This is a genomic window from Amycolatopsis sp. NPDC004625 (assembly GCF_040609695.1).
Taxonomy (GTDB): Bacteria; Actinomycetota; Actinomycetes; order Mycobacteriales; family Pseudonocardiaceae; genus Amycolatopsis.
In genome coordinates this window covers 37557-62251 of the sequence record NZ_JBEXKX010000023.1, presented here as the reverse complement: position 1 = coordinate 62251, position 24695 = coordinate 37557, and the positions used below count along the sequence as shown (strand labels likewise).

Sequence of the window (24695 nt, the reverse complement as noted above, 5' to 3'; positions counted from 1 at the left end):
ATCGCGCACCTCGCCGGCGGCCGCCCGGGTCTTCCGCTAGGCCATGGCGTCGTCGAGCGCCTTGGTGATCCGCTTCAGCGACACCGGGTGCGCCGTTCCCAGCGTCTGCGCGAAGAACGACACCCGCAGTTCCTCGATCATCCAGCGCACCTCGCGCAACGCCGGGGACGACGTGCCCGGCGGCAGCGAAGCCAGCGCGTCCTCGTACTCGCGGGTGATCCACGCGATGTCCGCCGTCCGCTGCAGGTCGCGGGTCGGCTCCGAAACCAGCTTCTCCAGCCGGCGGGAAATACCCTGCAGGTACCGGACCACGTGCCGCAGCCGCGCCGCGCCCGTCTCCGTCACGAAGCCGGGGTAGACCAGCGAAGACAGCTGGGTGCGGATGTCGGCCAGTGACTCCGCCGGGCCGCGCGTCGACGGCAGCTGCACCTCGACGTCGTTCGCCGCGCGGAGGATCTTCTCCACGTCCGCCAGGACTCCGAGCACCTCGGGGTGCAGGCCCGCGCGGACCTTCTCCAGCAGCACCTTGAAGCCGGTTTCGTCGAACACCGGGCCGCCGCCCGCGGCCATCAGGGCGTCCACCGCGCAGTCGACGCAGTCCTCCAGCAGCGCGGCCACGCTGCCGTGCGGGTTCCGGTTCAGTGCCAGCTTCGAGGAGTTGGACAGCGACCGCGTGATGAACTTCATCGGCGAGTTCAGGTTCAGCCGCAGCATCCGCCGCGTGCCCGCCCACATCGCGTGCGCCTGCTGGGCCGGGGTGTCCAGCAGCCGCACCGCCACCGAGGCGCCCTCGTCGACCAGCGCCGGGTACGCCTTGACGTCGTGGCCGCGCTGCGTCGATTCGAACACCTTCGGCAGCGCACCGAACGACGGCTTGGTCAGCCCGGCTTTCTCCAGCGTGTTCGCGGCCTTCGAGATCGTCTCCCGGACCTTCGGGGCCAGGCGTCGCTGCAACGCGGAAACGTCCTTGCCCTCGGCGACCTTCCTGCCGCGCTCGTCGACCACGCGGAAGGTCATCTTCAGGTGGTCCGGCACCGATGCCGGGTCCCAGTCCGCGTACGGCACCGTGATCCCGCGCCAGGCGCGCAGCTCGCGGCCGAGCACCTCCAGCAGCGGACCGTCCGAAGGCGACACTCGCGAAAGGACGTCCCGCGCGGTGTCCGGCGCCGGGACGAAGTTGCGCCGCAACGCCTTCGGCAGCGACTTGATCAGCTGCGTCACCAGTTCCGCGCGCAGGCCCGGCACCTGCCAGTCGAACCCGTCCGGCGTCACCTGGTTCAGCACCGGCAGCGGGACGTGCACGGTGACGCCGTCGGCGTCCGCGCCCGGCTCGAACTGGTAGGTCAGCTTGAAGACCTGCGTGCCCTGGGTCCACGAGTCCGGGTAGTCGCCCTCGCGGACGCTGCCCGCGGACTCGTTGATGAGCATGGACTTCTCGAATGACAGCAGGTCCGGTTCGGCGTGCCGCGCCTTCTTCCACCAGCTGTCGAAGTGCCGCACCGAGACGACGTCCGCCGGCACCCGCGCGTCGTAGAACTCGTACAGCGTCTGGTCGTCGACCAGGATGTCCCGCCGCCGGGCGCGGTTTTCGAGGTCCTCGACCTCTTCCAGCAGCGCCCGGTTCTCGGCGAAGAAGTGGTGGCGCGTCTGCCAGTCACCCTCGACCAGCGCGTGCCGGATGAACAGCGCCCGCGACAGCTCCGGGTCGATCCGGCCGTAGTTGACGCGGCGGTCGGCGATCAGCGGGACGCCGTACAGCGTCACCTTTTCGGTCGCGATCACCGCGCCCTGTTTGCGTTCCCAGTGCGGCTCGGAATACGACCGCTTGACGACGTGCCCGGCCAGCGGCTCGACCCATTCGGGCTCGATGCGCGCGTTGACCCGCGCCCACAGCCGGGACGTCTCGACCAGTTCCGCCGACATCACCCAGCGCGGCTGCTTCTTGAACAGCGCCGAACCCGGGAAGACGCCGAAACGGGCGCCGCGCGCGCCCAGGTAGTCGCCCTTCGCCGGGTCCTTGAGGCCGATGTGCGAGAGCAGCCCGGCGATCAGCGACGTGTGCACGCGCTGCGGGTCCACCGGCGACGCGTTCGTGTTCAGCGAGATGCCGAGCGGCTTGGCCAGCTGGCGCAGCTGGCTGAAGATGTCCTGCCACTCGCGCAGCCGCAGGTAGTTCAGGTACTCCGTGCGGCACATGCGGCGGAACTGGTTGCCGGACAACGCCTTCTGCTGCTCGGCGACGTACTCCCAGAGGTTCAGGTAGGCCAGGAAGTCCGACGTCGGGTCGGCGAACCGCGCGTGCTGGGCGTCGGCGGCCTGCTGCTTCTCGGCCGGCCGCTCGCGCGGGTCCTGAATGGACAGTGCGGCGGCGATGATCATCACTTCGCGGACGCACCCGTTCTTCGCGGCTTCCAGGACCATCCGGCCCATCCGCGGGTCGACCGGCAGCTGCGCGAGCTTGCGGCCGATGTCGGTCAGCGTGCGGTCCGAACTCGTCGAGGAGAACGCGCCCAGCTCCTGCAGCAGGCCGACGCCGTCGCTGACCTGGCGGCGGTCCGGCGGCTCGACGAACGGGAACGCGGCGATGTCGCCGAGGCCCAGCGACGTCATCTGCAGGATGACCGAGGCCAGGTTGGTGCGCAGGATCTCGGGATCGGTGAACTCGGGCCGGCTTTCGAAGTCCTCTTCGGAATAGAGCCGGATGCAGATGCCGTCGGACGTCCGGCCGCAGCGGCCCTTGCGCTGGTTCGCCGACGCCTGCGACACCGGTTCGATCGGCAGCCGCTGCACCTTGGTGCGGTGGCTGTAGCGCGAGATCCGCGCGGTGCCCGGGTCGACGACGTACTTGATGCCCGGCACGGTCAGCGACGTCTCGGCGACGTTCGTCGCGAGCACCACCCGGCGCCCGGTGTGGGACTGGAAGATGCGCTGCTGCTCGGCCGAGGACAGCCGCGCGTACAGCGGCAGAACCTCGGTGTTGCGCAGGTTCGCCCGGTTCAGCACGTCGGCGGTGTCGCGGATCTCGCGTTCGCCGGAGAGGAACACCAGGATGTCGCCGGGGCCCTCGGCGCACAGCTCCTCGACGGCGTCGAGGATGCCCTGCGTCTGGTCCCGCTCGTCGGCGGCTCCATCGTCGTCGGAAGGGTCGTCAGGGTCGACGAGCGGCCGGTAGCGGGTCTCGACTGGGTACGTCCGGCCGGAGACCTCGACGATCGGGGCGTCGTCGAAGTGCTTCGAGAAGCGCTCCGGATCGATTGTCGCCGAGGTGATGATGACCTTGAGGTCGGGGCGGCGCGGCAGCAGCTGCTTGAGGTAGCCGAGGATGAAGTCGATGTTGAGGCTGCGCTCGTGGGCCTCGTCGATGATCAGCGTGTCGTACTGGCGCAGCGACCGGTCGGTCTGGATCTCGGCCAGCAGGATGCCGTCGGTCATCAGCTTGACCAGGGTGTCCTGGCCGGACTGGTCGGTGAACCGCACCTTGTAGCCGACGGTGTCGCCGAGCTCGGTCTTCAGTTCGCTCGCGATCCGGTCGGCGACCGTGCGCGCGGCGAGGCGCCGCGGCTGGGTGTGCCCGATCTGGCCGCGGATGCCGCGGCCGAGCTCCAGGCAGATCTTCGGCAGCTGGGTGGTCTTGCCGGAGCCGGTCTCCCCCGCGACGATCACGACCTGGTGCTTGCCGATGGCCGCGGCGATCTCGTCCTTGAGCCGGCTGACCGGCAGCTCTTCGGGGTACTCGATCTTGGGCACGCTCTCGCGCCGCGACTGCACGCGCAGCTCCGCCTTGTCGACGTCGGCGGCGATCTGCGCGAGGGCGGAGTCGCGGTCGCGGGCTTTGCGGGCGCCTTCGAGCCGCCGGCGCAGCCGCTGCTCGTCGCGCGGCATGAGCTCGGGCAGGCGCGCTCGCAGCGCGGTGAAGGGGGATGGCTCGGACATTCTTGGTCCGAGGATAGCCGTGCGTGACGAACCGGGCTCCCGAATATCCCCGGCGCGTGACCGGGCGCACCTCCGGAAGGCCCGCGCCGACGGTCCCCGGCCGGGCCGGGCCGGCACCTCACACCCGCTGCAGGGACTCCGGCCCCAGGTCGGCGAGGGTGCGGTGGCCCGACAACCCCATGGTCAGGTCGAAGTCCGCCAGCAGGCTGCGCAGGACGTGCCGGACGCCGGCCTCGCCCGCGTGGGCCAGGCCGTACACCCACGGGCGGCCCACCAGGACCGCCCGGGCCCCGAGAGCCAGCGCCTTCAGCACGTCCGAGCCGGTGCGGACGCCCGAGTCGAACAGCACATCCAGCCGGTCGCCGACCGCCGCGACGATGGGCGGGAGGGCCTCCAGCGCGCCCAGGGCGCCGTCGACCTGACGGCCGCCGTGGTTGGACACCACGATGCCGTCCATGCCCGCCTCGGCCGCCCGGCGGGCGTCCCCGACGTGCTGGATGCCCTTCAGGACGATCGGGCCGTCCCAGTGCTCGCGCAGGAAGGGCAGCTGGTCCCAGGTCCGGTCGGTGCCGGTGAGCATGCCGATCCAGCGCAGGATCGCCATGTTCAGGTCCTCCTCCGGCGTCTTCTCCAGCAGGCCGCGGAACACCGGGTCGGTGAACGGGACCGCGCAGCCCTCGCCCTTGAGGAACGGCAGGTACGCCTGGTCCAGATCGGACGGCCGCCAGGCCAGCGTCCACGTGTCGAGCGTGACGACCAGCGCGGTGTAGCCCGCGTTCTTCGCCCGGGTCAGCAGGCTCGCGCAGACGTCGTTGTCGCCGGGCCAGTACAGCTGGAACCAGCGCGGGCCGGCACCGTTGGCCGCGGCGGCGTCCTCGATGCCGGTCGAGGAGGCCGTGGACAGGATGAACGGCAGCCCGACCGAGGCGGCGGCGCGGGCGGTCGCGGACTCCGCGTCCGGGTGCACGATCGACTGGACGCCGACCGGCGCGACGGCCACCGGCGCCGGCAGCCGGGTGCCGAGCACGGTCGTGGCCAGGTCGCGGTCGGTGGCGCCGGTCAGCATCCGGGGCACGACGCGCCAGCGGTCGAACGCCTCGCGGTTCGCGCGGGCGGTCGCGCCGGAGCCGGCCGCGCCCGCGACGTAGGAGAACGGCCCGGGCGCCATGACCTCGCGGGCCGACGCTTCGAGCTTCGTCGCGTCGGTCGAGCACGGCGGCAGCTGACCTCCGAGTCCCTGCAGGTAGATCTCGTTCTGGTAGCTGCCGAAGCGTTCGGTCACGGTTGCCTCCTCGCGTTCGAGGGGGCACTGTACCCGCCGGTAGTTCACCCGGCGCCGGGAAGTGACCCACGGGTAACCTGAGGCCGCCGACGTCCCCGGAGGAGAAGTCATGCGCGCGTACGACGTGGTCCTGTTCGGCGCCACCGGGTTCACCGGCGGCCTGACCGCGGAACACCTGGCCCGCCACGCACCCGCGGACCTGCGCTGGGCCCTGGCCGGGCGCAACCGCGGCAAGCTCGAAGCCGTCCGGACGGCCCTCGCCGCGATCGACGACCGGTTCGCCTCGCTCGACCTGCTCGTCGCCGACTCCGGCGAGCCGGCGTCGCTGCGGGCCGTCGCCGAGGCCGCCAAGGTGGTGATCACCACCGTGGGGCCGTACCTGACGCACGGCGAGCCGCTGGTCGCGGCCTGCGCCGACGCCGGCACCGGCTACGTCGACCTGACCGGCGAACCCGAGTTCGTCGACCGGATGTACCTCGCGCACGACCGGCGCGCCCGCGAGACCGGGGCGCGGCTGGTGCACGCGTGCGGGTTCGACTCCATCCCCCACGACCTCGGCGCGTGGTTCACCGTGCAGCAGTTGCCGGAGGGCGTGCCGCTGCGGGTCGACGGCTACGTCCGGGCCGGCGGGATGCCGTCGGGCGGCACCGTGCTCAGCGCGCTCACCATCATGTCCCGGCTGCCGGCCGGGGCCCGGGTGGCGCGTGAGCGGGCCGCCGCCGAGCCGCGGCCGGCCGGGCGGTTCGCGCGGGCCCCGCTCGGGCGCCCGCACCGGGTCGCCGACCCGGGCTGGTGGGCGGTGCCGCTGCCGACGATCGACCCCGAAGTCGTCCGCCGGTCGGCCGCCGCGTCCGAGCGCTACGGGCCCGACTTCACCTACCGGCACTTCGCCGCGGTCAAGCACCTGCCGGTGCTGGCCGGCGGGGTCGCCGGGGCGGGCGCGCTGCTCGCCGCGGCGCAGGTCCCGCCGGCCCGGCGGGCGCTCTCGCGGCTGCTCGCGCCCGGCAGCGGGCCGAGCCCGGAGCGCCGCGCGCGGTCGTGGTTCTCGGTGCGGTTCTTCGGCGAAGGCGGCGGCTCGCGCGTGGTGACGGAGGTGTCCGGCGGCGACCCGGGCTACGACGAAACGGCGAAGATGCTCGCGGAATCGGCGTTGTGCCTGGCGACCGACGACCTGCCGGAAACGGCCGGCCAGGTGACGACGGCGACCGCGATGGGCGGCGCCCTCGTCGACCGCCTCACCAAAGCCGGCCTCCGCTTCACCGTCGTGAGTGGTAAGGCGGGTTAGAACCCTCCTTACCACTCACGAGGCTTTCACGCTTTCACAGCAAGGGTGCGTGAAATTCCGCTGCTGTGATGGAACTTCTGCCGCTCCGAAACCGCGGTTAGCGTCGATCGGGTTCTCCCTTTCCCCTTCGCGTTTTCCCAAGGAGCGTCATGAGATTGCCCCAACGGTTCGCCGCGCTCGGCGGGGCGACGGCGGCGGGCATGGTGGTGGTCGGCATCGCCGTCGCCGCGCCCGCGCAGCCCGCCCCCGTGCCCCCGCCGTCCGCCGCGCAGGCCCAGGCCGACGCCACCGGCGCCGCCGCGGGCCTGGTCGCCGCCCGGCCCGCCGCCCTGCACGCCGGCAAGCACGACAGGTTCGTGCAGCGGGACGTCCGGTCGGCGGCCGGCCTGTCCTACGTCGTCTACGACCGCACCTACGACGGCCTGCCCGTGATCGGCGGCGACCTGGTCATCGCCACCGACGCCACGGGCACCGTGAAGACCACCTCGGTCGCGCAGCAGCAGGCCCTCGGCGACCTCGACGTCCACGGCGCGAAACTGTCCGCCGCGCAGGCCGATGCCGTGGCGCGCAAGCAGGTACGCGGGCCGAAGAGCCTTCCCGGCGGACAGCTCGTCGTCGTCGCCGACGGCACCGGGCGCCTCGCCTACGAGAGCAACGTCGAAGGCACCGACGAGCACGGCGAGCCGAGCAGCCTGAGCGTGTACGTCGACGCCGTGGACGGACGCGTGCTGCGGACCGTGCAGCACGTCGCCGCGGGCACCGGCACCGGCAAGTGGAACGGCCCGTCGCCGCTGCCGCTGAACACGACGAAGTCCGGCAGCACGTACTCGATGGCCGACCCGGACACGCCGAACCTGGACTGCCGCAACTACAGCAGCGACTCCGTCCTCACCGGCCCGGACGACAGCTGGGGCAACGGCACCGGCACGAACATCGAAACCGGCTGCGCCGACGCGCTGTTCGTCGCCCAGACCGAGAAGAAGATGCTCTCGGAATGGGTGGGCCGCAACGGCTTCACCGGCAACGGCGGCGCGTGGAAGATCCGCGTCGGCCTCGACGACGAAAACGCCTACTACTACAACTCGCGCCCCGCGTACGTGAACCTCGGCCACAACCCGAGCGGCGAGTGGGTCGGCTCGCTCGATATCCTCGGCCACGAAATGGGCCACGGCGTCGACGACTACTCCGGGTCCGGCGGCTTCTCCGGCGGCGGCACGCAGGAGTTCGTCGCGGACACCTTCGGCACGGCGACGGAGTTCTACGCGAACGAGCCGTCCCAGTACGACCCGCCGGACTACGCGATCGGCGAAGAGGTCAACCTGGTCGGCACCGGCGCGATCCGGTACATGTACGACCCGTCGAAGGTCGGCGACCCGAACTGCTACTCCAGCTCGACGCCGAACGCCGAGGTGCACAAGGCGGCCGGGCCCGGCGACCACTGGTTCTACCTGCTCGCCGAGGGCAGCAACCCGACGAACGGGCAGCCGGCGAGCTCGACGTGCAACAACAGCACGGTGGCCGGCCTCGGCATCCGCAAGGCGATCAACATCATGCACGGCGCCCTGCAGCTGAAGACGTCCGGCAGCAGCTACCTGCGCTACCGCACGTGGACGCTGCAGGCCGCGAAGAACCTGTACCCGGACAGCTGCGCCGAATTCGACGCGGTGAAGGCGGCGTGGAACGCGGTGAGCGTCCCGGCGCAGTCCGGCGACCCGACGTGCACCGGCACGCCACCGACCACGACGACGACCCCGCCGACCACCACGACGCCCCCGGGCGGGTGCAGCGGCCAGCTGGTGCAGAACCCGGGCTTCGAGTCGGGCCAGGCGTCCTGGACCGATCCGAACACGACGATCGGCCAGTGGGGCAGCCAGGCGCCGACGCACTCGGGCAGCTACGACTCCTGGCTGGGCGGCTGGGGTTCGGCGCACACGGACACGCTCACGCAGTCGGTCACCATCCCGGCCGGCTGCAAGGCGAGCCTGACGTTCTGGCTGCGGGTGTGGACGGCGGAGACCGAGAACGTCGCCTACGACAAGCTCGTCGTGTCCGCCGGTTCGGCGACCCTGGCGACGTACTCGAACCTCGACCGCAACTCCGCCTACGTCCAGAAGACGCTCGACCTGTCTTCGTACGCGGGCCAGACGGTCACGCTGAAGTTCGCCGGGACGGAGGACCAGTCGCTGCAGACGTCGTTCGCCGTGGACGACACCGGGGTCGCGCTGAGCTGACCCCGCGGGGCCTGCCACCTACTTTGGTGGCAGGCCCTCGTTGCGCGGGCCGCGTCCGGTATTCATGCTTACCCGGGTGGAGGCGATTCCCGCGGAGGTCGCCGCGTCGGTCCGGGAAGGACCGTTCGCCGCGGCCTTCGACCTGGCGATCCGGCAGCGCGGCCTGAGCCTGGAGGCGCTGCAGCGGCGGATGGCGATCCGCGGCGCCCAGGTCAGCCTGGCCACGCTTTCCTACTGGCGCCGCGGCCGCCGTCACCCGGAGGGCCGGCGTTCGCTGCACGCGGTGGGCGTCGCCGAAAGCTGCCTCGACCTGCCGCCGGACGCCCTGACGAGCCTGGTGACGCGGACGCGGGTGCGCCGGGCCGAGCCGTGGCCGTCCGGGGTGAGCCTCGCCAGCGCCCTCGGCTCGGAGCCGACGGACCTGGCGGCCTGCGACGGCATCGACCTCGACGGCAACGCCCGGCTGGCCCTGGTGTCGGTGCACCAGCGGGCGACGCTGGGCGCCGACCGCACCGAGCGGTCGGTGCGCACGGAGCTGGTGGTGACCAGCCAGGCCGACGGCGTCGACCGCTGGGTGTCGTTCTTCCGCCCGCAGACCGGCGGCGGCCACCAGCCGGTGCTGCGCGCGACGCACTGCTGCCGCCCGGGCCGCGTCCGCCGCGACCCGGCGTCCGAGCTGGTGGCCTGCGAACTGCGGTTCGACTACCCGCTGCGGGCGGGCGAGACGTACGTGTTCGACTTCGAGTTCGCCTACGACGGCGAGCCGCCGGAGACGAACTACCTGCAGTTCGGCGTGCGCGCGCCGGCGCGGCAGATCGTGCTGCAGGCGTGCTTCGACCCGGCGGCGGTCCCGGTGCGGTGCTACCGCTACGCCGGCGAGGCGGCGGCCCGGCCGGAACTGCCGGTGGGGCCGAGCGGGACGAGCCACATCGCGGTGCTGGACGCCCGGCCGGGGGTCTACGGGATGTGCTGGGAGTGGGACTGAACGACCTCGTAGTCGGCTTCGCGGAACGCCCCCACCCGCGACCGCAGCCGGCCGGTCGAGAACGGCCAGCTGAAACTGTTGCGGCCGTTGACGTCCGTGTAGTAGCTCGAACAGCCGCCGGACTGGTACACCGTGCCCGGCAGGGCCGCCTGGACCTCCGCGTTGAACGCCGCCTGGGCCTCCGGGCGGACCGACAGCGCCGTCCCCGCCGCGCGCAGCGTCCGGGTCACCGCCGCCACCGTGTGGCGCAGCTGGGCCTCCAGGATCATGAACGCCGACGAGTGCCCGGTGCCGAGGCTCGGGCCCAGCAGCAGGTACAGGTTCGGGAAACCGGCCACCGTCGTGCCGGCGTACGCCTGGGGACTGCCCTTCCAGTGGTCGTCGAGGCTGCGGCCGTCGCCGTCGAACACCCGGGCCGACACCGGCATGTCGAGGATGTGGAACCCGGTGCCGAAGATGATCGCGTCGACCTCGGCGGCCGAGCCGTCGGCACCGTGGATCGTGCCGCCGGTGACGGACCGGACCGCCGTCGGGTGAACGTCCACATGGGACTGCGTCAGGGACCGGTAGTACGTGTTCGACATCAGCAGGCGCTTGCAGCCCAGGGTGTAGCCGGGCGTCAACGCCTTGCGCAGCACCGGATCCCGCACGGTCCGGCGCAGGTGGGCGAGCCCGATCCGCTGCACCTGCCGCAGCAGCCACGGGTGCCGGAACCCGAAGCCGAGCGTCTCCATCGCGCCGTATTCCGCGCTGCGCAACGCCCGCTGCAGCGCCGGGAACCGCCGCAGGAGCAGCCGCTCGACACCCGGGACGTGGTGGTCCGGCTTGGGCAGCACCCACTGCGCCGTGCGCTGGAACAGGTGCAGCCGCCCCACCCGCGGCACGATCGCGGGGACGAACTGGACCGCCGACGCGCCGGTGCCGACCACCGCGACGCGCTTGCCCGCCAGGTCGTAGCCGTGGTTCCAGCGGGCGGAGTGGAAGACCTCGCCGGGAAAACCCGCGAGCCCCGGCAGGTCCGGGACCAGCGGTTCGTGCCAGGGGCCGGTGCCGGCGACCAGGACCCGGGCGCGGTACGGGCCCTGTGACGTCTTTAGTTCCCACCGCGCGTCGCGCTCGTTCCACTGCGCCCGCGTCACCTCCACGCCGTAGCGGATCTTTTCGGTGACGCCGAAGCGCTCGGCGGTGTCCCGCAGGTAGGCGCGGATCTCGCCCTGGCCGGCGAACGCGCGCGTCCACTCCGGATTGGGGGCGAAGGAGTAGGAGTACAGCGCGGACGGGACGTCGCACGCGCAGCCGGGGTAGGTGTTGTCGCGCCAGGTGCCGCCCAGCGCGTCCGCCTTCTCGAGCACGGCGAGGTCGCGGACCCCGGCCTGGCCGAGGCGGATGGCGGCGCCCAGCCCCGACGCCCCGGCTCCGACGACGAGGACCGCGAAGTCACGTTGTTCCATTTTTCGGAGACTAACAGTATCTGAATACTATGGGTACCCCGATTCCGGACCTCGCTAGAGTGCCCGCATGCCCCGACTCACCCGCGCGGAAAGCCAGGCCCGCACCCGCGAGCAGCTCGTCGAGACCGCCAAGCTGCTCTTCCTGCGCGACGGCTACTCGGTGACGTCGCTGGAGAAGGTCGCCGACGAGGCGGGGTACTCGAAGGGCGCGGTGTACTCGAACTTCCGCAGCAAGGACGAGCTCTGCCTGGCCGTGCTGGACCGGATCCACGACGAGCAGGTCGAACTGGTCGCCGAGGCGCTGGCCGGCGCCGAGGGCGTGGACGGGCTGCTCGCGGCGTTCCAGACCTGGGCCGAGCGGAGCATCGGCGACGAGGCGTGGACGGCCCTGGAGGTCGAGTTCGCCACGAACGCCCGGCGCGACCCGCACGTCCGGGCAGAGCTGGCCGCGCGGGACAAGGCCATCCGCGACACGATCGCCGGCCTGCTCACCGGGTACGCCGAGCGGTTCGGGATCACTCTCCCGATGTCGGCCGACGACGCCGCGACGGCGCTGCTCAGCCTGGGCATCGGGCTGGGTGTCCAGCGGGCGATCGACCCGACGATCCCGGTGTCCGTGCTGCCCGACGTCATCCGCCTCTTCGCCGGGGGCCGTTGACCGTCCTCTGAGGACCCTGCCGCAGTGGTCTGGACCGTTCACGAACATGAACGGATTCCGCCTCTTGTGGAGCCTGCTGACCCTTCGCTACCGTGTCGTTACGCCGCAGCTCCACCCACACACCCGTAACCGCCGTGATCCGACGGCGCATCCCGCGGAAGGGTTTCCTCCCCATGAGCAAGAAGTTGCGGCCGGTCTTCGTCGGCGCGCTCGGCGCGGCCTCCGTCGCCGCCCTCGTGATCACCACGCCGGCCCTCTCCTCGGCCGCACCCGCGCCCGCGTCGGTCGCCGGCGCCTCCGTGCTGGCCACCGGTGACCTCTCGGCCCCGGCCAAGAAGGAAATCGCGATGAAGCTGGTCTCCAGCGCGGAAAACTCCTCGCTGGACTGGAAGGCGCAGTACAAGTACATCGAGGACATCGGTGACGGCCGCGGCTACACCGCGGGCATCATCGGGTTCTGTTCGGGCACCGGCGACATGCTCGAACTCGTCGAGGCGTACACGAATTCGGTCCCGGGCAACCCGCTGGCCAAGTACCTTCCCGCGCTGCGCAAGGTGAACGGCACGGATTCGCACGCGGGCCTCGGCTCGGCGTTCGAAAGCGCGTGGAAGCAGGCCGCAGCGACGACGGCGTTCCAGACGGCCCAGAACAACGAGCGCGACCGCGTGTACTTCAACCCGGCGGTGAACCAGGGCAAGGCGGACGGCCTGAGCAACCTGGGCCAGTTCGCCTACTACGACGCGATCGTGATGCACGGCCCGGGCGACAGTTCGGACAGCTTCGGCGGCATCCGCAGCGCCGCGATGAAGAAGGCGAAAACCCCGGCCCAGGGCGGCGACGAAGCGACGTACCTGAAGGCGTTCTTCGCCGCCCGCAAGGTGATCATGAAGCAGGAAGAGGCGCACGCGGACACCTCGCGCGTCGACACCGAGCAGGCGAAGTTCCTGAGCGAGGGCAACTTCGACCTGCACACCCCGCTGAAGTGGAAGGTGTACGGCGACTCGTACACGATCAACTGACGCCGGTCACCGGGCCAGGAGCGCATCCGCCGTGCGGGTGTTCAGGATGCGCTCCGGTCCGATGCCCGCCTTGATCGCGCGCTCGCAGCCGTACCCCAGCCAATCCAGCTGACCCGGTGCGTGCGCGTCGCTGTCGATCGTGAAGTCGCAGCCGATCTCCGCCGCCATGCGCAGCAGCCGCATCGGGGGGTCCAGGCGTTCCGGGCGGGAGTTGATCTCCACCGCCACGCCGTTCTCGCGGCACGCCGTGAACACCTTCTCCGCGTCGAACTCCGACTCCGGACGTCCTCGCCCCACCACCAGCCGGCCCGTGCAGTGGCCCAGCACCCGCGTGTGCGGGTTGCGGACCGCCGCCACCATCCGGCGGGTCATGTCCAGGGACGACATCCGCAGCTTCGAATGGACGCTCGCCACCACGAAGTCCAGCTGCCCCAGCAGCTCGTCCTCCTGGTCCAGGGATCCGTCGTCGAGGATGTCGACCTCGATGCCGTGCAGCAGGCGGAAGGGCGCCATCAGCTCGTTGGCCTTCGCCACGATCTGCATCTGCGTGCGCAGCCGGTCCGCGGACAGCCCGTTCGCGACCGTCAGCCGCGGCGAGTGGTCCGTCAGCACCATGTACTCGTGGCCGAGGTCGCGGCCCGCCACCGCCATCTCGCCGATCGAACTGCCGCCGTCCGACCAGTCCGAATGGGTGTGGCAGTCACCGCGCAGCGCCGAGCGCAACGGCTCGCCGCTCGGCAGTTCCTTCTCGACGAGCTTCCCCCGGTACGCCGGGTCACGACCCGCCAGCGCGTCCTCGATGACCCCCGCCGTGGCCTTCCCGATCCCGGGCAACGACGTCAGCGTGCCGTTCTCCGCCAGCTGCGCCAGCTGCTCGGCGCCCGTCTTGTCGACGGTCGCCGCCGCGTTCCGGAACGCCCGGACGCGGTAGGTCGGTTCGCCCGCGCGTTCGAGCTGGAACGCGATCTCCCGCAACGCCCATGCCGGATCCATGGGACCTGTCTACCCCCTCCGGGGCAGTCGGTGCAGCTCGACGTCCACCAGGGCGCCGCCGTGCACCGAGGCCGTCTGGTACGTGCAGTACGGCTGGCGGCGCCGGTCCGTCGGCGAACCCGGGTTCAGCAGCCGCAGGCCGGACGGCGCCACCGTGTCCCACGGGATGTGGCTGTGCCCGAAGACGAGCACGTCGGTGTCCGGGAACTGCGCGTCGCACCGCTGCTCACGGCCCTGCTTCGCGCCCGTCTCGTGGATCACGGCCAGGCGCACGCCGCCGAGCTCGGCCCGGGCGACTTCCGGCAGCCGGGCCCGCAGCGCCGGGCCGTCGTTGTTGCCGTACACGCCGATCAGCCGCTTGCTGCGCGCCTCGAGCTCGTCCAGCAGGGCCACCTCGACCCAGTCGCCCGCGTGCACGACGACGTCGGCGGCCGCCACCTCGGCCCACACCCGCGGCGGCAGCTCGCGGGCGCGGGCCGGCAGGTGGGTGTCCGAGATGAGCAGCAGCCTCATCCGATGGCCTTCAGCACCCGGTCGAGGAACCCGCCGATGTGGTCGCGCAGCAGCGCGGCCGCGCCCTCGGCGTCCCCCTTCTTCGCCGCCGCGAGGACCGCCTTGTGCTCGGTCCACTCCTTCTTCCAGCTGGGGTTGGCCTCCCAGCCGACGACGCTGATCAGCGCCGCGCGGTCCTTGAGGTCGTCGAGGATGCTGACCAGCAGCGGGTTGCCGCAGCCCGAGTAGAGGGCGCGGTGGAACCGGCGGTTCAGCAGGCTGAGCGCGGCCTGGTCCTTGTCCGCGATGGCCGTCGACGCCTCCTTCAGCGCCTCGGCCGCGTCCTCCAGCAGCTCCGGGTCGCGCCGCTCGACGGTCCGGCGGACGGCCTCGGGTTCGAGCACCATCCGCACGTCGTAGACGGACTTCGCGAGCTCGGCGTCGACTGTGATCACCGACGCGCCCTTGTACGGGCTGAACGTCACCAGGCCGGAGTTCGACAGCACCTTGAGCGCCTCGCGCACCGGCGTCTTCGACACGCCGAGCTTCGCGGCCAGCTCCGCCTCGACGAGCGGCTGGCCGGGCACCAGTTCCCGGGTCAGGATGCCGCGGCGGATCTCCTCCAGGACCACTTCGGTCCGGGAGGCGGGCAGGCTGAACGTCCCGGTCATGGCGCGCTCCCTCGATCTGTGAACCCCAATTCAACCAGGCCCCTCGATCGTATATCAGATGCCATACTGGACGGCATGAAGCAACCCGAGGAACTCCGCAGCCACCGGTGGTTCGGCGGCGACGAACTGCGCAATTTCAGCCACCGCGCCCGCAGCCGCCAGCTGGGCTACAACCCGGAGGAGCACCTCGGCAAACCCGTCATCGGCATCCTCAACACCTGGTCGGACATCAACCCCTGCCACATGCACCTGCGCGAACGCGCCGAGCAGGTCAAGCGCGGGGTCTGGCAGGCCGGCGGCTTCCCGCTGGAGTTCCCGGTCGCCACGCTGTCGGAGACCTACCAGAAGCCGACGCCGATGCTCTACCGCAACCTGCTGGCCATGGAGACCGAGGAAATCCTCCGCTCCTACCCCATCGACGGCGCCGTCCTGATGGGCGGCTGCGACAAGACCACGCCGGCGCTGCTGATGGGCGCGGCCAGCGCGGGCCTGCCCGCCATCTTCGTCCCGGCCGGGCCGATGCTGCGCGGGCACTGGCGCAACGAGGTCCTCGGCAGCGGCACCGACATGTGGAAGTACTGGGACGACAAGCGCGCCGGGCTGATCGGCGACGCCGAAATGTCCGAACTGGAACGCGGGCTGGCCCGCTCGCCGGGCCACTGCATGACGATGGGGACGGCGTCCACCATGACCTCGGCCGCCGAGGTGCTCGGCGTGACGCTGCCGGGGGCCGCGTCGATCCCCGCCGTCGACTCGGCGCACCACCGGATGGCCGCGGCCAGCGGTGCCAGGATCGTCGGCATGGTCTGGGAAGACCTCACCATCACGCAGGTGCTGGACAAGCGGGCGTACGAAGACGCCATCACCACCGTGCTCGCGCTCGGCGGCTCGACCAACGCCGTGATCCACCTGATCGCGATGGCCGGCCGCAGCGGGATCCCGGTTTCGCTCGCCGACTTCGACGCGATCGCCCGGCGCGTGCCGGTGCTGGCCAACATCCGCCCCGGCGGCGACTGGCTGATGGAGGACTTCTACTACGCCGGCGGCCTGCCCGGGCTGCTGTCGCGGCTGACCGACCTGCTGCACCCCGAGCGCCCCACCGTCACCGGCCGCACCCTCGGCGAGAACCTCGCGCAGGCGCAGGTGCACAACGACGACGTCATCCGCACGCGGGCCAACCCGGTCGCGGCCGAGGGCGGGGTCGCGGTGCTGCACGGCAACCTGGCGCCGTCCGGCGCGGTCATCAAGCACATCGCGGCCGAGAAGCACCTGCTGACGCACACCGGCCCGGCCGTCGTGTTCGAGAACTACCCCGACCTGAAGAAGCGGATCGACGACCCGGCGATCACCGCGGACTCGGTACTGGTGCTGCGCGGTTCCGGCCCGCTCGGCGGCCCCGGCATGCCCGAATACGGGATGCTGCCGATCCCGGCCCACCTGCTCGAACAGGGCGTCCGGGACATGGTCCGGATCTCCGACGCGCGGATGAGCGGCACGAGCTACGGCGCCTGCGTGCTGCACGTGGCGCCCGAGTCGCACGTCGGCGGCCCGCTGGCGCTGGTCCGCGACGGCGACCTGATCACCTTGGACGTCCCTTCGCGCACCCTGCGGCTCGAGGTGTCCGATGCCGAGCTCGAGCGACGGCGTGCGGAATGGACGGCCCCGGCGCCCCGGTTCGAACGCGGTTACGGCGCGCTCTACAGCGAACACATCACGCAGGCCGACGAAGGCTGTGACTTCGATTTCCTCGCCCGGGCGGGCCACAATCCCGAGCCCGACGCGGGCTGAGGTCCGATTCATCCCCCGTCAGGGCGAGTCGTACGGCTTGTCCGGGTGCCCCGTACGCTGATCCCGTCACCGGCGCGACCCGGCGCCGCGTTGAAGGGGTGGAGAGTTGCCGTACGAACCGCGCTGGCCCGACTCACACGGTGAGCAGACCGACGTCCTCCCGGTCGTCGGGCCCGAACCGGAACCGGGCCCCGGCCGCACGTCGAAGCGCTCCTACCGCAAGGCCGGCCTGATCGCCGGCGGGGTGTTCGGGCTGCTCGTCGCGGGCTACGGGATCGACCTGCTGATCAGCCAGGGCAGCGTGCCGCGCGGGGTGACCGTGGCCGGCGTCGACGTCGGCGGGATGGGCCGCGAAGCCGCCGAGCAGGAACTGCGCGGGCAGATCGAGCCGCGGCTGACCCGCCCGGTCGCCGTCACCGCCGGCGACGTCCGGGGCACGCTCTCGCCGACGCTCGCCGGGCTGAAGCTCAACTGGCCGCAGACCCTCGACCAGGCCGGCGAGCAGCCGCTGAACCCGTTCACGCGGCTGGCTTCGCTGTTCTCCAGCCGGGAGGTCGGCGTCGTCAGCCGCGCCGACGACGCGAAGCTGACCGCCGCGCTGGAGCAGCTGCGCGGCCAGGTCGACCGCGAACCGGCCGAAGGCACCGTGAAGTTCGACGGCGTGCAGCCGGTCGCCGTGCCGCCGAAGGCCGGGCAGAAGCTGGACGTGCCGGGCGCGACCGCCGCCGTCGTCGAGAAGTGGGCGAGCGGGGAAACCCTGGCCCTGCCGGTGACCGACACGCCGGTGCGCACCACGCCCGAAGGCGTCCAGGCGGCGCTCGACGGGTTCGCCCGCCCCGCCGTCTCCGGCCCGCTGGTGGTCAAGGGCGAGGGCAAGAACGCCACCGTGAAGCCGGAAGCGATCGCCGCGGCGCTCACCTTCGAACCGGCCGACGGCGGCGGGCTGACGCCGAAGATCGACAACGCGAAGATCGCCGAAGCCGCCGGGCCGCAGCTGAAGTCCACCGAGAAGGAGGGCAAGGACGCGACCATCGTCTTCGAAGGCGGCAAGCCCGCGGTCGACCCCTCCACCGACGGCCGGACCATCGACTGGGACCCCAGCCTCAAGCCGCTGCCGGACGTGCTGAAGAAGACCGACGGCCGCGAGGTCCCGGCGATCTACAAGGACAGCCCGGCGAAGGTCACCACCGACCAGGCGAACCAGCTGGGCGTCAAGGAGGTCGTCGGCGAGTTCACCACCCAGAAGTTCGCCGCCGACTCCGGCGTCAACATCCGGGTCGTGGCCCAGAAGGTGAACGGCGCGATCGTCAAGCCCGGGGAAACCTTCAGCCTCAACGGTTTCACCGGCCCGCGCGGCACGGCCCAGGGGTACGTCGAGGCGGGCGTGATCAAGGACGGCGCTCCCGGGCGCGAGGTCGGCGGCGGCATCTCGCAGTTCGCGACCACGCTGTACAACGCGTCGTACTTCGCGGGCCTGAAGGACGCGGGGCACAAGGAACACAGCTACTACATCAGCCGCTACCCCGCCGCGCGCGAGGCGACGGTGTTCCAGAACCCCAACGGCTCCAGCGTCATCGATCTCAAGTTCACCAACGACTCGCCGACCGGCATCGCGATCCAGACGATCTGGACGCCGTCGTCGATCACCGTGAAGCTGTGGGGCACCAAGCGCTACACCGTCGAGTCGGTCGAAGGCGCCCAGACCAACCAGAGCGACCCGCCGACCAAGCCGGGCCCGGCGGAGAACTGCCACGCCTCGAACGGCGCCCAGGGGTTCACCACCAGCAACACCCGCGTGCTCAAGGACGCCGCCACCGGCCGCGAGGTCAGCCGGTCCACCCGGACCGTCCACTACAACCCGCAGCCGAAAATCGTCTGCGGAGAAGCGCAGTGACCTCCTAACGGCCGTTCACGCTGGGCGTCCGCGGCGGTACCCTGAGTGCCCATGAGCGGACGCGCGGTGGGGTTCCGGGACGTCCTCGGCGTGACCGAATTCCGGGCCCTGTTCGCGGCCCAGGTCGTCTCCGTCACCGGTGACCAGCTGGCGCGGGTGGCGCTGTCGATCCTGGTGTACGACCGCACGAACTCGCCGGGCTGGGCCGCGCTGACCTACGCGCTGACGTTCCTGCCGGACCTCGTCGGCGGCCCCCTGCTGTCCGGGCTGGCCGACCGGCACCCGCCGCGGGCGGTGATGGTCCTGGCCGACGTCCTGCGGGCGCTCGCGGTGGCCGTGATGGCGGCGCCCGGCCTCCCGCTGCCGGCGGTGGCGGCGCTGCTGGTCGGCGTCCAGCTGCTCAACCCGGTGTGGAACTCGGGGCGGGCCGCACTGCTGCCGCAGGTGCTGCCCGGTGACAGTTTCGTGCCCGGGATGGGCCTGCTGATGATGCTGGTGCAGGCGGGCCAGGTCGCCGGGTTCGCGCTCGGCGGGCTGCTCGTGGCGGGCCTCGGCACCGGCGGCGCCCTGATGGCGGACGCGGCGAGCTTCGCGGTGTCGGCCCTGTTCCTGGTCAGCGGCGTGCTGCCGCGGCCGCCGCGGGAGACCTCCGGGGTCCGCTGGTGGCGGCACGTGCGGGCGGGCTGGACGGTGGTGGCCGGCGACCGGCGGCGGCTCGCGCTGGTGGCGCTGGGGTGCGTGTCGGGGCTCTACATCGCGGGCGAGGCGGTCGCCGCGCCGTACGCCGCCGAGCTCGGCGGCGGTGCGGTGGTGGTCGGGCTGCTGCTCGGGGCGTACGCGCTGGGGAACGTCATCGGCATGGCCGCGCTGTCCCGGATCCCGCCGTCGCAGCGCAGCCGCCTGCTGGGGCCGCTCGCGGTGCTGGCGTGCGCGGCCCTGCTGGGCTGCGCGCTGCGACCGGACCTGATGGCCACGTTGGCGCTGTTCACGCTGTCCGGGGTGGCCAGTTCGTACAACTTGATCGCGAACACGACGTTCGTGCAGCTGACGCCGGACGCCCAGCGTGCGCAGGCGTTCGGGTTCGCGTTGACGGCCCTGCGCGTGTCACAGGGCCTCGGCGTGGTGCTGGCCGGTCTGGCGGCCGAACGCGTGGCCCCGCACGGTGTGGTGGCCGGCGCGGGCGCATTGGGCGTCCTGGCGGCGCTGGGGGCGGCTCACCTGTGGCGGCAGGCGCAACCGGGTTCCCGGTGACCGGCAGGGGTGCCGGTCACCGGGGACCGGTCAGGACCGCGTCCAGTCGGTCGGGCACTCGGGCAGAGCTGGCGAGACGCCGGGGCGGGTCCAATCGGTGGGCAGCTCGCGGACGGTCCAGTCGGTCGGCAGTTCGCGGGTGGTCCAGTCCGTGGGCAGCTGCCGCGTGGTCCAGTCGGTCGGGATCGCGCGGGTCCAGTCGGTGGGGAGCTGCCGGGTCCAGTCGGTCGGCCGCTGCGCGCGCCGGCGGGACGGGACGATGTTGGCGTTGGGCAGGAAGTGCGACATGGTTTCTCCAGTTGGTGAGGGATGGTGCACGGTGCGTGACCGGACGGTAGCCCGACCAGCCTAGTGACACACCGCGTTCGTTCGATTACAGTGACGTTTTCCGCGAAGAGTTCCGTCCTGAGAAGAGGGGCGTTTCGTGGGATTGTCCGGGTCCCAAGGGCGAAAGCCCAGCTCAGAACGTCCACGATCAGGTATCCGTACGTGGGCGATGTGGAAGCTGGCCACTCCGGTGCTCGGCTACGTCCTCGTCGTCGACGCACTGGCGTTGGTCATGGTCCTGACGACGGCCGCGCTGGTGCCGATCACGGCCCAGTCGCTGCTCTGGTGCGGCCTGATCCTGGCCGGCGAAGTCGTGCACCTCGAAGCGGCACAACGCATCGAGCGCATCCGCGAGCTGGCCGCCGACGGCCGGCCGCACATGCACCTCCAGTCGATCTGGATCTTCGCCGGGCTCCTGCTGCTGCCCCCGCCACTGGCCACTGTGGTCATCGCCGTCAGTTACGCCCATTCGTGGGTACGTGTGTACAAACGGCGCGGTGTCATTCACCGGAAAGTGTTTTCCGGTGCCACGGTGATCCTCGCCTGCGCCGCCGCGGGCGCCGTTCTTTGGGCGGGCACCGGGCACGTGGCGCCGTACGTGCCCTACCTGGACGGGTTCGGCGGGATGACCGCGCTGCTGGCGTCCGGTCTCGTCTACTTCGGCCTGAACTACGTGCTCGTGATCGTCGTGATCCTGATGAGCAACCCGGGCAAGCCGCCGCGGCAGGCGTTCGGCAACCCGTCCGACGTGCTGATCGTGCTGGCCGCGGTCGGCGTCGGCTGCGGCATCGCGCTGGTGATGACGGTCCGGCCGTGGCTGCTGCCGGTGCTGATGGTGACCCCGGTGGCGCTCCACATCGGCCTGCTGCTCCCCCAGTTCCAGGCGGCGGCGCGCACGGACTCCAAGACGGCGCTGCTCGCCCCGGAGTTCTGGGTCCAGCTGGCCCGCAACGAGCTGGCCCGCGCGGCGGAGCTGTCCTCGACGGCGGGCGTGCTGATGATCGACATCGACCACTTCAAGGCCATCGACGACGGCAACGGCCACCTGGCGGGCGACGAGGTCCTGCGCGCGGTGGCGGCGGCGATCCAGAGCTCGGTCCGCGGCGGCGACTACGTCGGCCGCTTCGGCGGCGACGAGTTCGTGGTCCTGCTCCCGGGCACGACGAGCGCGGAGATCGCCTCCGTCGCCGACCGCATCCGCACGGCGATCGCCCGCATCGAGGTCCCGGTCCCGGTGATCCGCCCGGGCAAACCCGAGGTGATAACGGGCCTGACGGCCTCGATCGGCGCAGCGGTGTACCCGGAAACGGCAACGGAGTACACAATCCTCCTGCAGGCCGCGGACGACGCGGTGTTCGAGGCCAAAGCGGGCGGCCGCGACCGCGTGGTCCTGGCGACCGCCCGCACCGAGCTGACACGCCCGGAGATCCCGGACGCCCTCTGACGGCCTACGACAGCGTCGCCAACGACTCCGCGAGGGTCGCCTCGGACAGCTCGTCGTCCGCCACGTTCCCGGCCAGGTAAGCGCCGTAGGCGGGCAGGTCGAGGTGCGCGTGCCCGCACAACGCCGTCAGGATCACCTTCTCCTCTCCGCTTTCCTTGCACCGCAACGCTTCCCGGATGCAGGCCGCCAAGGCGTGCGTCGGCTCCGGTGCCGGGATGATGCCCTCCGACCGTGCGAACTGGACGCCGGCCGCGAAGCACTCCCGCTGGCCGATCGCGAGCGCTTCGATCAGGCCCAGCTCGTGGATGTGGGAAATGAGCGGGGACATCCCGTGGTAGCGCAGGCCGCCCGCGTGGATCGGGTCCGGGATGAACTCGTGGCCGAGCGTGTGCATCTTCAGCAACGGTGTGAGCCCGGCGGTGTCGCCGAAGTCGTAGGCGTACTTCCCGCGCGTCAACGACGGGCACGCGGCCGGCTCGACCGCGCGGATCACCGGGTCCATCCGGCCGGCCAGCTTTTCGCGCAGGAACGGGAAAGCCAGTCCGCCGAAGTTGGAGCCGCCGCCGGTGCAGCCGACCAGGACGTCCGGGGTGTCGCCGGCCAGCTCGAACTGCTTCAACGCCTCCTCGCCGATCACCGTCTGGTGCAGCAGCACGTGGTTGAGCACGCTGCCGAGCGCGTACCGCGTGTCCGGGTCCTGCGCCGCCTGCTCGACGGCCTCGCTGATCGCGATGCCGAGGCTGCCGGTCGAGTCGGGGTGCTGCTTGAGGATCGCGCGGCCGGACTCGGTCAGCTCGGACGGGCTCGGGTGGACGGTCGCGCCGAACGTCTCCATCATCAGCTTGCGGTAGGGCTTCTGGTCGTAGGACGCGCGCACCTGCCAGACCTCGCACTCCAGCCCGTACTGGGCGCAGGCGAAGGCGAGCGCGCTGCCCCACTGGCCGGCGCCGGTCTCGGTGGTCAGCCGCCGGACGCCTTCGGCCGCGTTGTAGAACGCCTGCGGCACCGCGGTGTTCGGCTTGTGCGAGCCGACCGGGCTGACGCCCTCGTACTTGTAGTAGATCCGCGCCGGCGTGCCCAGGGCCTTCTCCAGGCGGCGCGCGCGGAACAGCGGCGACGGGCGCCAGAGCCGGTAGACCTCCTGAACCTCCGCCGGGATGTCGACATAGCGATCAGTCGTCACTTCCTGGGCGATGAGCGCCTGCGGGAACAGCGGCGCGAGGTCTTCCGGCCCGACCGGCTCGCGGGTGCCGGGGTGCAGCGGCGGCGGTGGCGGCTCGGGCAGGTCGGGGATGACGTTGTACCACTGGGTCGGGAGATCGGCTTCGTCCAGGACGTATTTGGTCTGTTCAGCCATCACGCCTCCTTGGTCGGCCCTCCAACCTAGGCCGCTCCCGGCCGCGGAGCCAGTACGGTGATCGGGTGAGGCATCCGGTCCTGATCGACGCACCGTCCAACCTGGGCCTGCGGCCGCCGGCCGAAGGCGCGGTACCGGGCTGCTACAAGACGCCCGGTGTGCTGCGCGACCTCGGCATCCTGAACCGCCTGGGCGCGGCCGACGGCGGGGTCGTGACGCCGGGCCGGTACGTCGGCACGTGGCAGCCGGGTGACGGCGTCCGCAACTCGGCGGCGCTGGCCGCCTACACGCGCGCGCTGGCGGAGCGGGTGACGTCGGTCCGGTCGTCGGGCGGCTTTCCCGTGGTCCTCGGCGGCGACTGCTCGATCTCTCTGGGCGCGATGCTCGCGCTGCGGCGCGCGGGCCGGTACGGCATCGCGTACCTGGACGGTCACGACGACTTCCGCCACCTCGGCGTCGCGGAGCACGTCGGCGCGGCGGCGGGGGAAGACCTGGCGATCATGACCGGGCGGGGCGCCGCCGACCTGGCCGACATCGACGGCCTGCGCCCGTACGTCCGCGACGAGGACGTCCTGGTGCTCGGGGTGCGGTCGGCCGAGTCGGCGCAGCTGCGCGCCGCGGGGATCGCCCACGTCACGTCCGAAGCCATCATGGCCTCCGGTGTCACGCTTTCGCCGCCGTTCGAGAATCTGGACGGCTTCTGGGTCCACGTCGACATCGACGTGCTGGACCCGGTGTACGTGTCCGCAGTGGACAGTCCCGATCCGGGCGGCCTCGACCCCGACACGCTGGTGTCGGTGCTGCGGGACCTGCTGTCCCGGCCGGGCGCCGCGGGCTTCGAGCTGACCGTGTTCGACCCCGACCTCGACCCGGACGGCCGGCAGGCCGCCCTGGTCGCGGACATCCTGGAAAGGGCGTTGCGATGACCGGCCTCCCGATGTGGCACCCGCCGTCCGGCCGCGGCCCGGGGCTGGTGCTGATCCAGGAGATCTTCGGCCTGGACGACTACCTGCGTTCGGTCGCGGCCGACCTGGCGGCCGCGGGGTACGTGGTGGCCGTGCCGGAACTGTTCCGGCGCACGGCACCGGGCTGGTCGTCGACGCACGACGAAGCCGGCGTGGCCGCGTCGATGGAGGTGGCGGCTTCGTTCGACCCGGCGCTGGGGTTGTCGGACGTGCTCGACACGATGGCTCACCTGCGTGCGCTGCCCGAGGTTCCGGGCGGGGTGGGGGTGCTGGGCTTCTGCCTGGGCGGCTCCCTGGCCTTCGCGGCGGCCGCCGAGGGCGATCCCGACGTGGCGGTGTCGTTCTACGGCTCGGCCGTGGCGGGGCAGATCGCCGACCTCGCGCGGGTTTCGTGCCCGATCCAGTTCCACTTCGGCGGGCAGGACCCGTACATCCCGCGAGCGGACGTGGCCGTGGTGGCGGCCGCGGTGGCGGCGCACCCGGGCGCCGAGATCCACGTGCAGGAGGAGGCCGGGCACGCGTTCCACAACCACGTGGCACCGATGTTCCACCACCCCGCGGCGGCGGCCCGCGCGTGGGAGCTGACCACGCAGTTCCTGCGGCGGACGTTGCCGGCGTGACCCGGGCACCCACGCCGTGTGGGGAACTCCCTCCCGTTCCGGCAGCCAG

At 71.7% G+C, this 24695-nt stretch carries 19 protein-coding genes; 11 read left to right on the top strand and 8 right to left on the bottom strand.

Annotated features, from left to right (window positions below):
• Nucleotides 1-36: 36 nt before the first annotated feature.
• The gene (gene hrpA, locus ABZW17_RS25410) at nucleotides 37-3933 is read right to left on the bottom strand and encodes an ATP-dependent RNA helicase HrpA (RefSeq protein WP_354818953.1); all 3897 of its coding nucleotides are present in this window, start codon (nucleotides 3931-3933) and stop codon (nucleotides 37-39) included.
• A gap of 118 nt (nucleotides 3934-4051) precedes the next feature.
• A complete protein-coding gene (locus ABZW17_RS25405) occupies nucleotides 4052-5215 on the bottom strand; it encodes a lactate 2-monooxygenase (protein WP_354818950.1) in 1164 nt (387 codons plus the stop codon).
• A 109-nt stretch (nucleotides 5216-5324) separates the two neighbouring features.
• Between ABZW17_RS25405 and ABZW17_RS25400 the strand changes: the two genes are divergently transcribed.
• The 3 genes from ABZW17_RS25400 to ABZW17_RS25390 all read left to right on the top strand — a co-directional run bounded on the left by ABZW17_RS25400 (nucleotide 5325) and on the right by ABZW17_RS25390 (nucleotide 9716).
• Complete coding sequence (locus ABZW17_RS25400; RefSeq protein ID WP_354818947.1) at nucleotides 5325-6500, top strand: saccharopine dehydrogenase NADP-binding domain-containing protein; 1176 nt, start codon at nucleotides 5325-5327, stop codon at nucleotides 6498-6500.
• 149 nt (nucleotides 6501-6649) lie between these two features.
• On the top strand, nucleotides 6650-8731 hold the full coding sequence (locus tag ABZW17_RS25395) for a M4 family metallopeptidase (RefSeq protein WP_354818944.1): 2082 nt from the start codon (nucleotides 6650-6652) through the stop codon (nucleotides 8729-8731).
• A gap of 76 nt (nucleotides 8732-8807) precedes the next feature.
• Nucleotides 8808-9716, top strand: a complete 909-nt coding sequence (locus ABZW17_RS25390) for a hypothetical protein (RefSeq protein ID WP_354818942.1) — start codon at nucleotides 8808-8810, stop codon at nucleotides 9714-9716.
• Here the strand turns inward: ABZW17_RS25390 and ABZW17_RS25385 are convergent.
• Nucleotides 9689-11167 carry an NAD(P)/FAD-dependent oxidoreductase gene (locus ABZW17_RS25385; RefSeq protein WP_354818939.1) on the bottom strand — a complete coding sequence of 493 codons (1479 nt, stop codon included), beginning with the start codon at nucleotides 11165-11167 and terminating at the stop codon, nucleotides 9689-9691. The two genes, ABZW17_RS25390 and ABZW17_RS25385, sit on opposite strands and share 28 nt — an antisense overlap.
• A 67-nt stretch (nucleotides 11168-11234) precedes the next feature.
• Between ABZW17_RS25385 and ABZW17_RS25380 the strand changes: the two genes are divergently transcribed.
• Together ABZW17_RS25380 and ABZW17_RS25375 are read left to right on the top strand one after the other, a co-directional pair.
• Complete coding sequence (locus ABZW17_RS25380) at nucleotides 11235-11825, top strand: TetR/AcrR family transcriptional regulator (RefSeq protein ID WP_354818936.1); 591 nt, start codon at nucleotides 11235-11237, stop codon at nucleotides 11823-11825.
• A gap of 173 nt (nucleotides 11826-11998) precedes the next feature.
• Nucleotides 11999-12844, top strand: coding sequence for a chitosanase (locus ABZW17_RS25375; RefSeq protein WP_354818933.1), 846 nt, complete (start codon nucleotides 11999-12001; stop codon nucleotides 12842-12844).
• Between the two features lie 6 nt (nucleotides 12845-12850).
• Here ABZW17_RS25375 and ABZW17_RS25370 read toward each other — a convergent pair whose 3' ends face one another.
• Genes ABZW17_RS25370 through ABZW17_RS25360 form a run of 3 tightly spaced genes read right to left on the bottom strand, consistent with a single transcriptional unit; the run spans nucleotide 12851 to nucleotide 15000 of the window.
• Nucleotides 12851-13837 (bottom strand): PHP domain-containing protein, encoded by a 987-nt coding sequence (locus tag ABZW17_RS25370; RefSeq protein ID WP_354818930.1) that lies wholly within the window; start codon nucleotides 13835-13837, stop codon nucleotides 12851-12853.
• Between the two features lie 9 nt (nucleotides 13838-13846).
• Complete coding sequence (locus tag ABZW17_RS25365; protein WP_354818927.1) at nucleotides 13847-14350, bottom strand: YfcE family phosphodiesterase; 504 nt, start codon at nucleotides 14348-14350, stop codon at nucleotides 13847-13849.
• Entirely contained in the window at nucleotides 14347-15000 is a 654-nt protein-coding gene (locus tag ABZW17_RS25360) for a GntR family transcriptional regulator (protein WP_354818924.1), read from the bottom strand. The genes ABZW17_RS25365 and ABZW17_RS25360 overlap by 4 nt, the downstream gene beginning before the upstream one ends.
• A 75-nt stretch (nucleotides 15001-15075) precedes the next feature.
• Between ABZW17_RS25360 and araD the strand changes: the two genes are divergently transcribed.
• The 3 genes from araD (at nucleotide 15076) to ABZW17_RS25345 (ending at nucleotide 19933) form a co-directional block, all read left to right on the top strand.
• Nucleotides 15076-16788, top strand: coding sequence for an L-arabinonate dehydratase (gene araD / locus ABZW17_RS25355; RefSeq protein WP_354818921.1), 1713 nt, complete (start codon nucleotides 15076-15078; stop codon nucleotides 16786-16788).
• A gap of 106 nt (nucleotides 16789-16894) precedes the next feature.
• Nucleotides 16895-18682 carry a VanW family protein gene (locus ABZW17_RS25350; protein ID WP_354818918.1) on the top strand — a complete coding sequence of 596 codons (1788 nt, stop codon included), beginning with the start codon at nucleotides 16895-16897 and terminating at the stop codon, nucleotides 18680-18682.
• A gap of 51 nt (nucleotides 18683-18733) precedes the next feature.
• Complete coding sequence (locus ABZW17_RS25345; protein ID WP_354818915.1) at nucleotides 18734-19933, top strand: MFS transporter; 1200 nt, start codon at nucleotides 18734-18736, stop codon at nucleotides 19931-19933.
• A 30-nt stretch (nucleotides 19934-19963) separates the two neighbouring features.
• Here ABZW17_RS25345 and ABZW17_RS25340 read toward each other — a convergent pair whose 3' ends face one another.
• A complete protein-coding gene (locus tag ABZW17_RS25340; protein ID WP_354818912.1) occupies nucleotides 19964-20221 on the bottom strand; it encodes a hypothetical protein in 258 nt (85 codons plus the stop codon).
• Nucleotides 20222-20429: 208 nt separating this feature from the next.
• Between ABZW17_RS25340 and ABZW17_RS25335 the strand changes: the two genes are divergently transcribed.
• Nucleotides 20430-21704, top strand: coding sequence for a diguanylate cyclase (locus ABZW17_RS25335; protein WP_354818909.1), 1275 nt, complete (start codon nucleotides 20430-20432; stop codon nucleotides 21702-21704).
• Between the two features lie 4 nt (nucleotides 21705-21708).
• Here the strand turns inward: ABZW17_RS25335 and ABZW17_RS25330 are convergent, their stop codons facing one another.
• Nucleotides 21709-23061 carry a TrpB-like pyridoxal phosphate-dependent enzyme gene (locus ABZW17_RS25330; protein WP_354818906.1) on the bottom strand — a complete coding sequence of 451 codons (1353 nt, stop codon included), beginning with the start codon at nucleotides 23059-23061 and terminating at the stop codon, nucleotides 21709-21711.
• A 65-nt stretch (nucleotides 23062-23126) separates the two neighbouring features.
• On the opposite strand from ABZW17_RS25330, the gene ABZW17_RS25325 reads away from it, so the two are divergent.
• On the top strand, nucleotides 23127-23987 hold the full coding sequence (locus ABZW17_RS25325) for an arginase family protein (protein ID WP_354818903.1): 861 nt from the start codon (nucleotides 23127-23129) through the stop codon (nucleotides 23985-23987).
• Nucleotides 23984-24646, top strand: a complete 663-nt coding sequence (locus ABZW17_RS25320; protein ID WP_354818901.1) for a dienelactone hydrolase family protein — start codon at nucleotides 23984-23986, stop codon at nucleotides 24644-24646. The genes ABZW17_RS25325 and ABZW17_RS25320 overlap by 4 nt, the downstream gene beginning before the upstream one ends.
• Nucleotides 24647-24695: the final 49 nt, after the last annotated feature.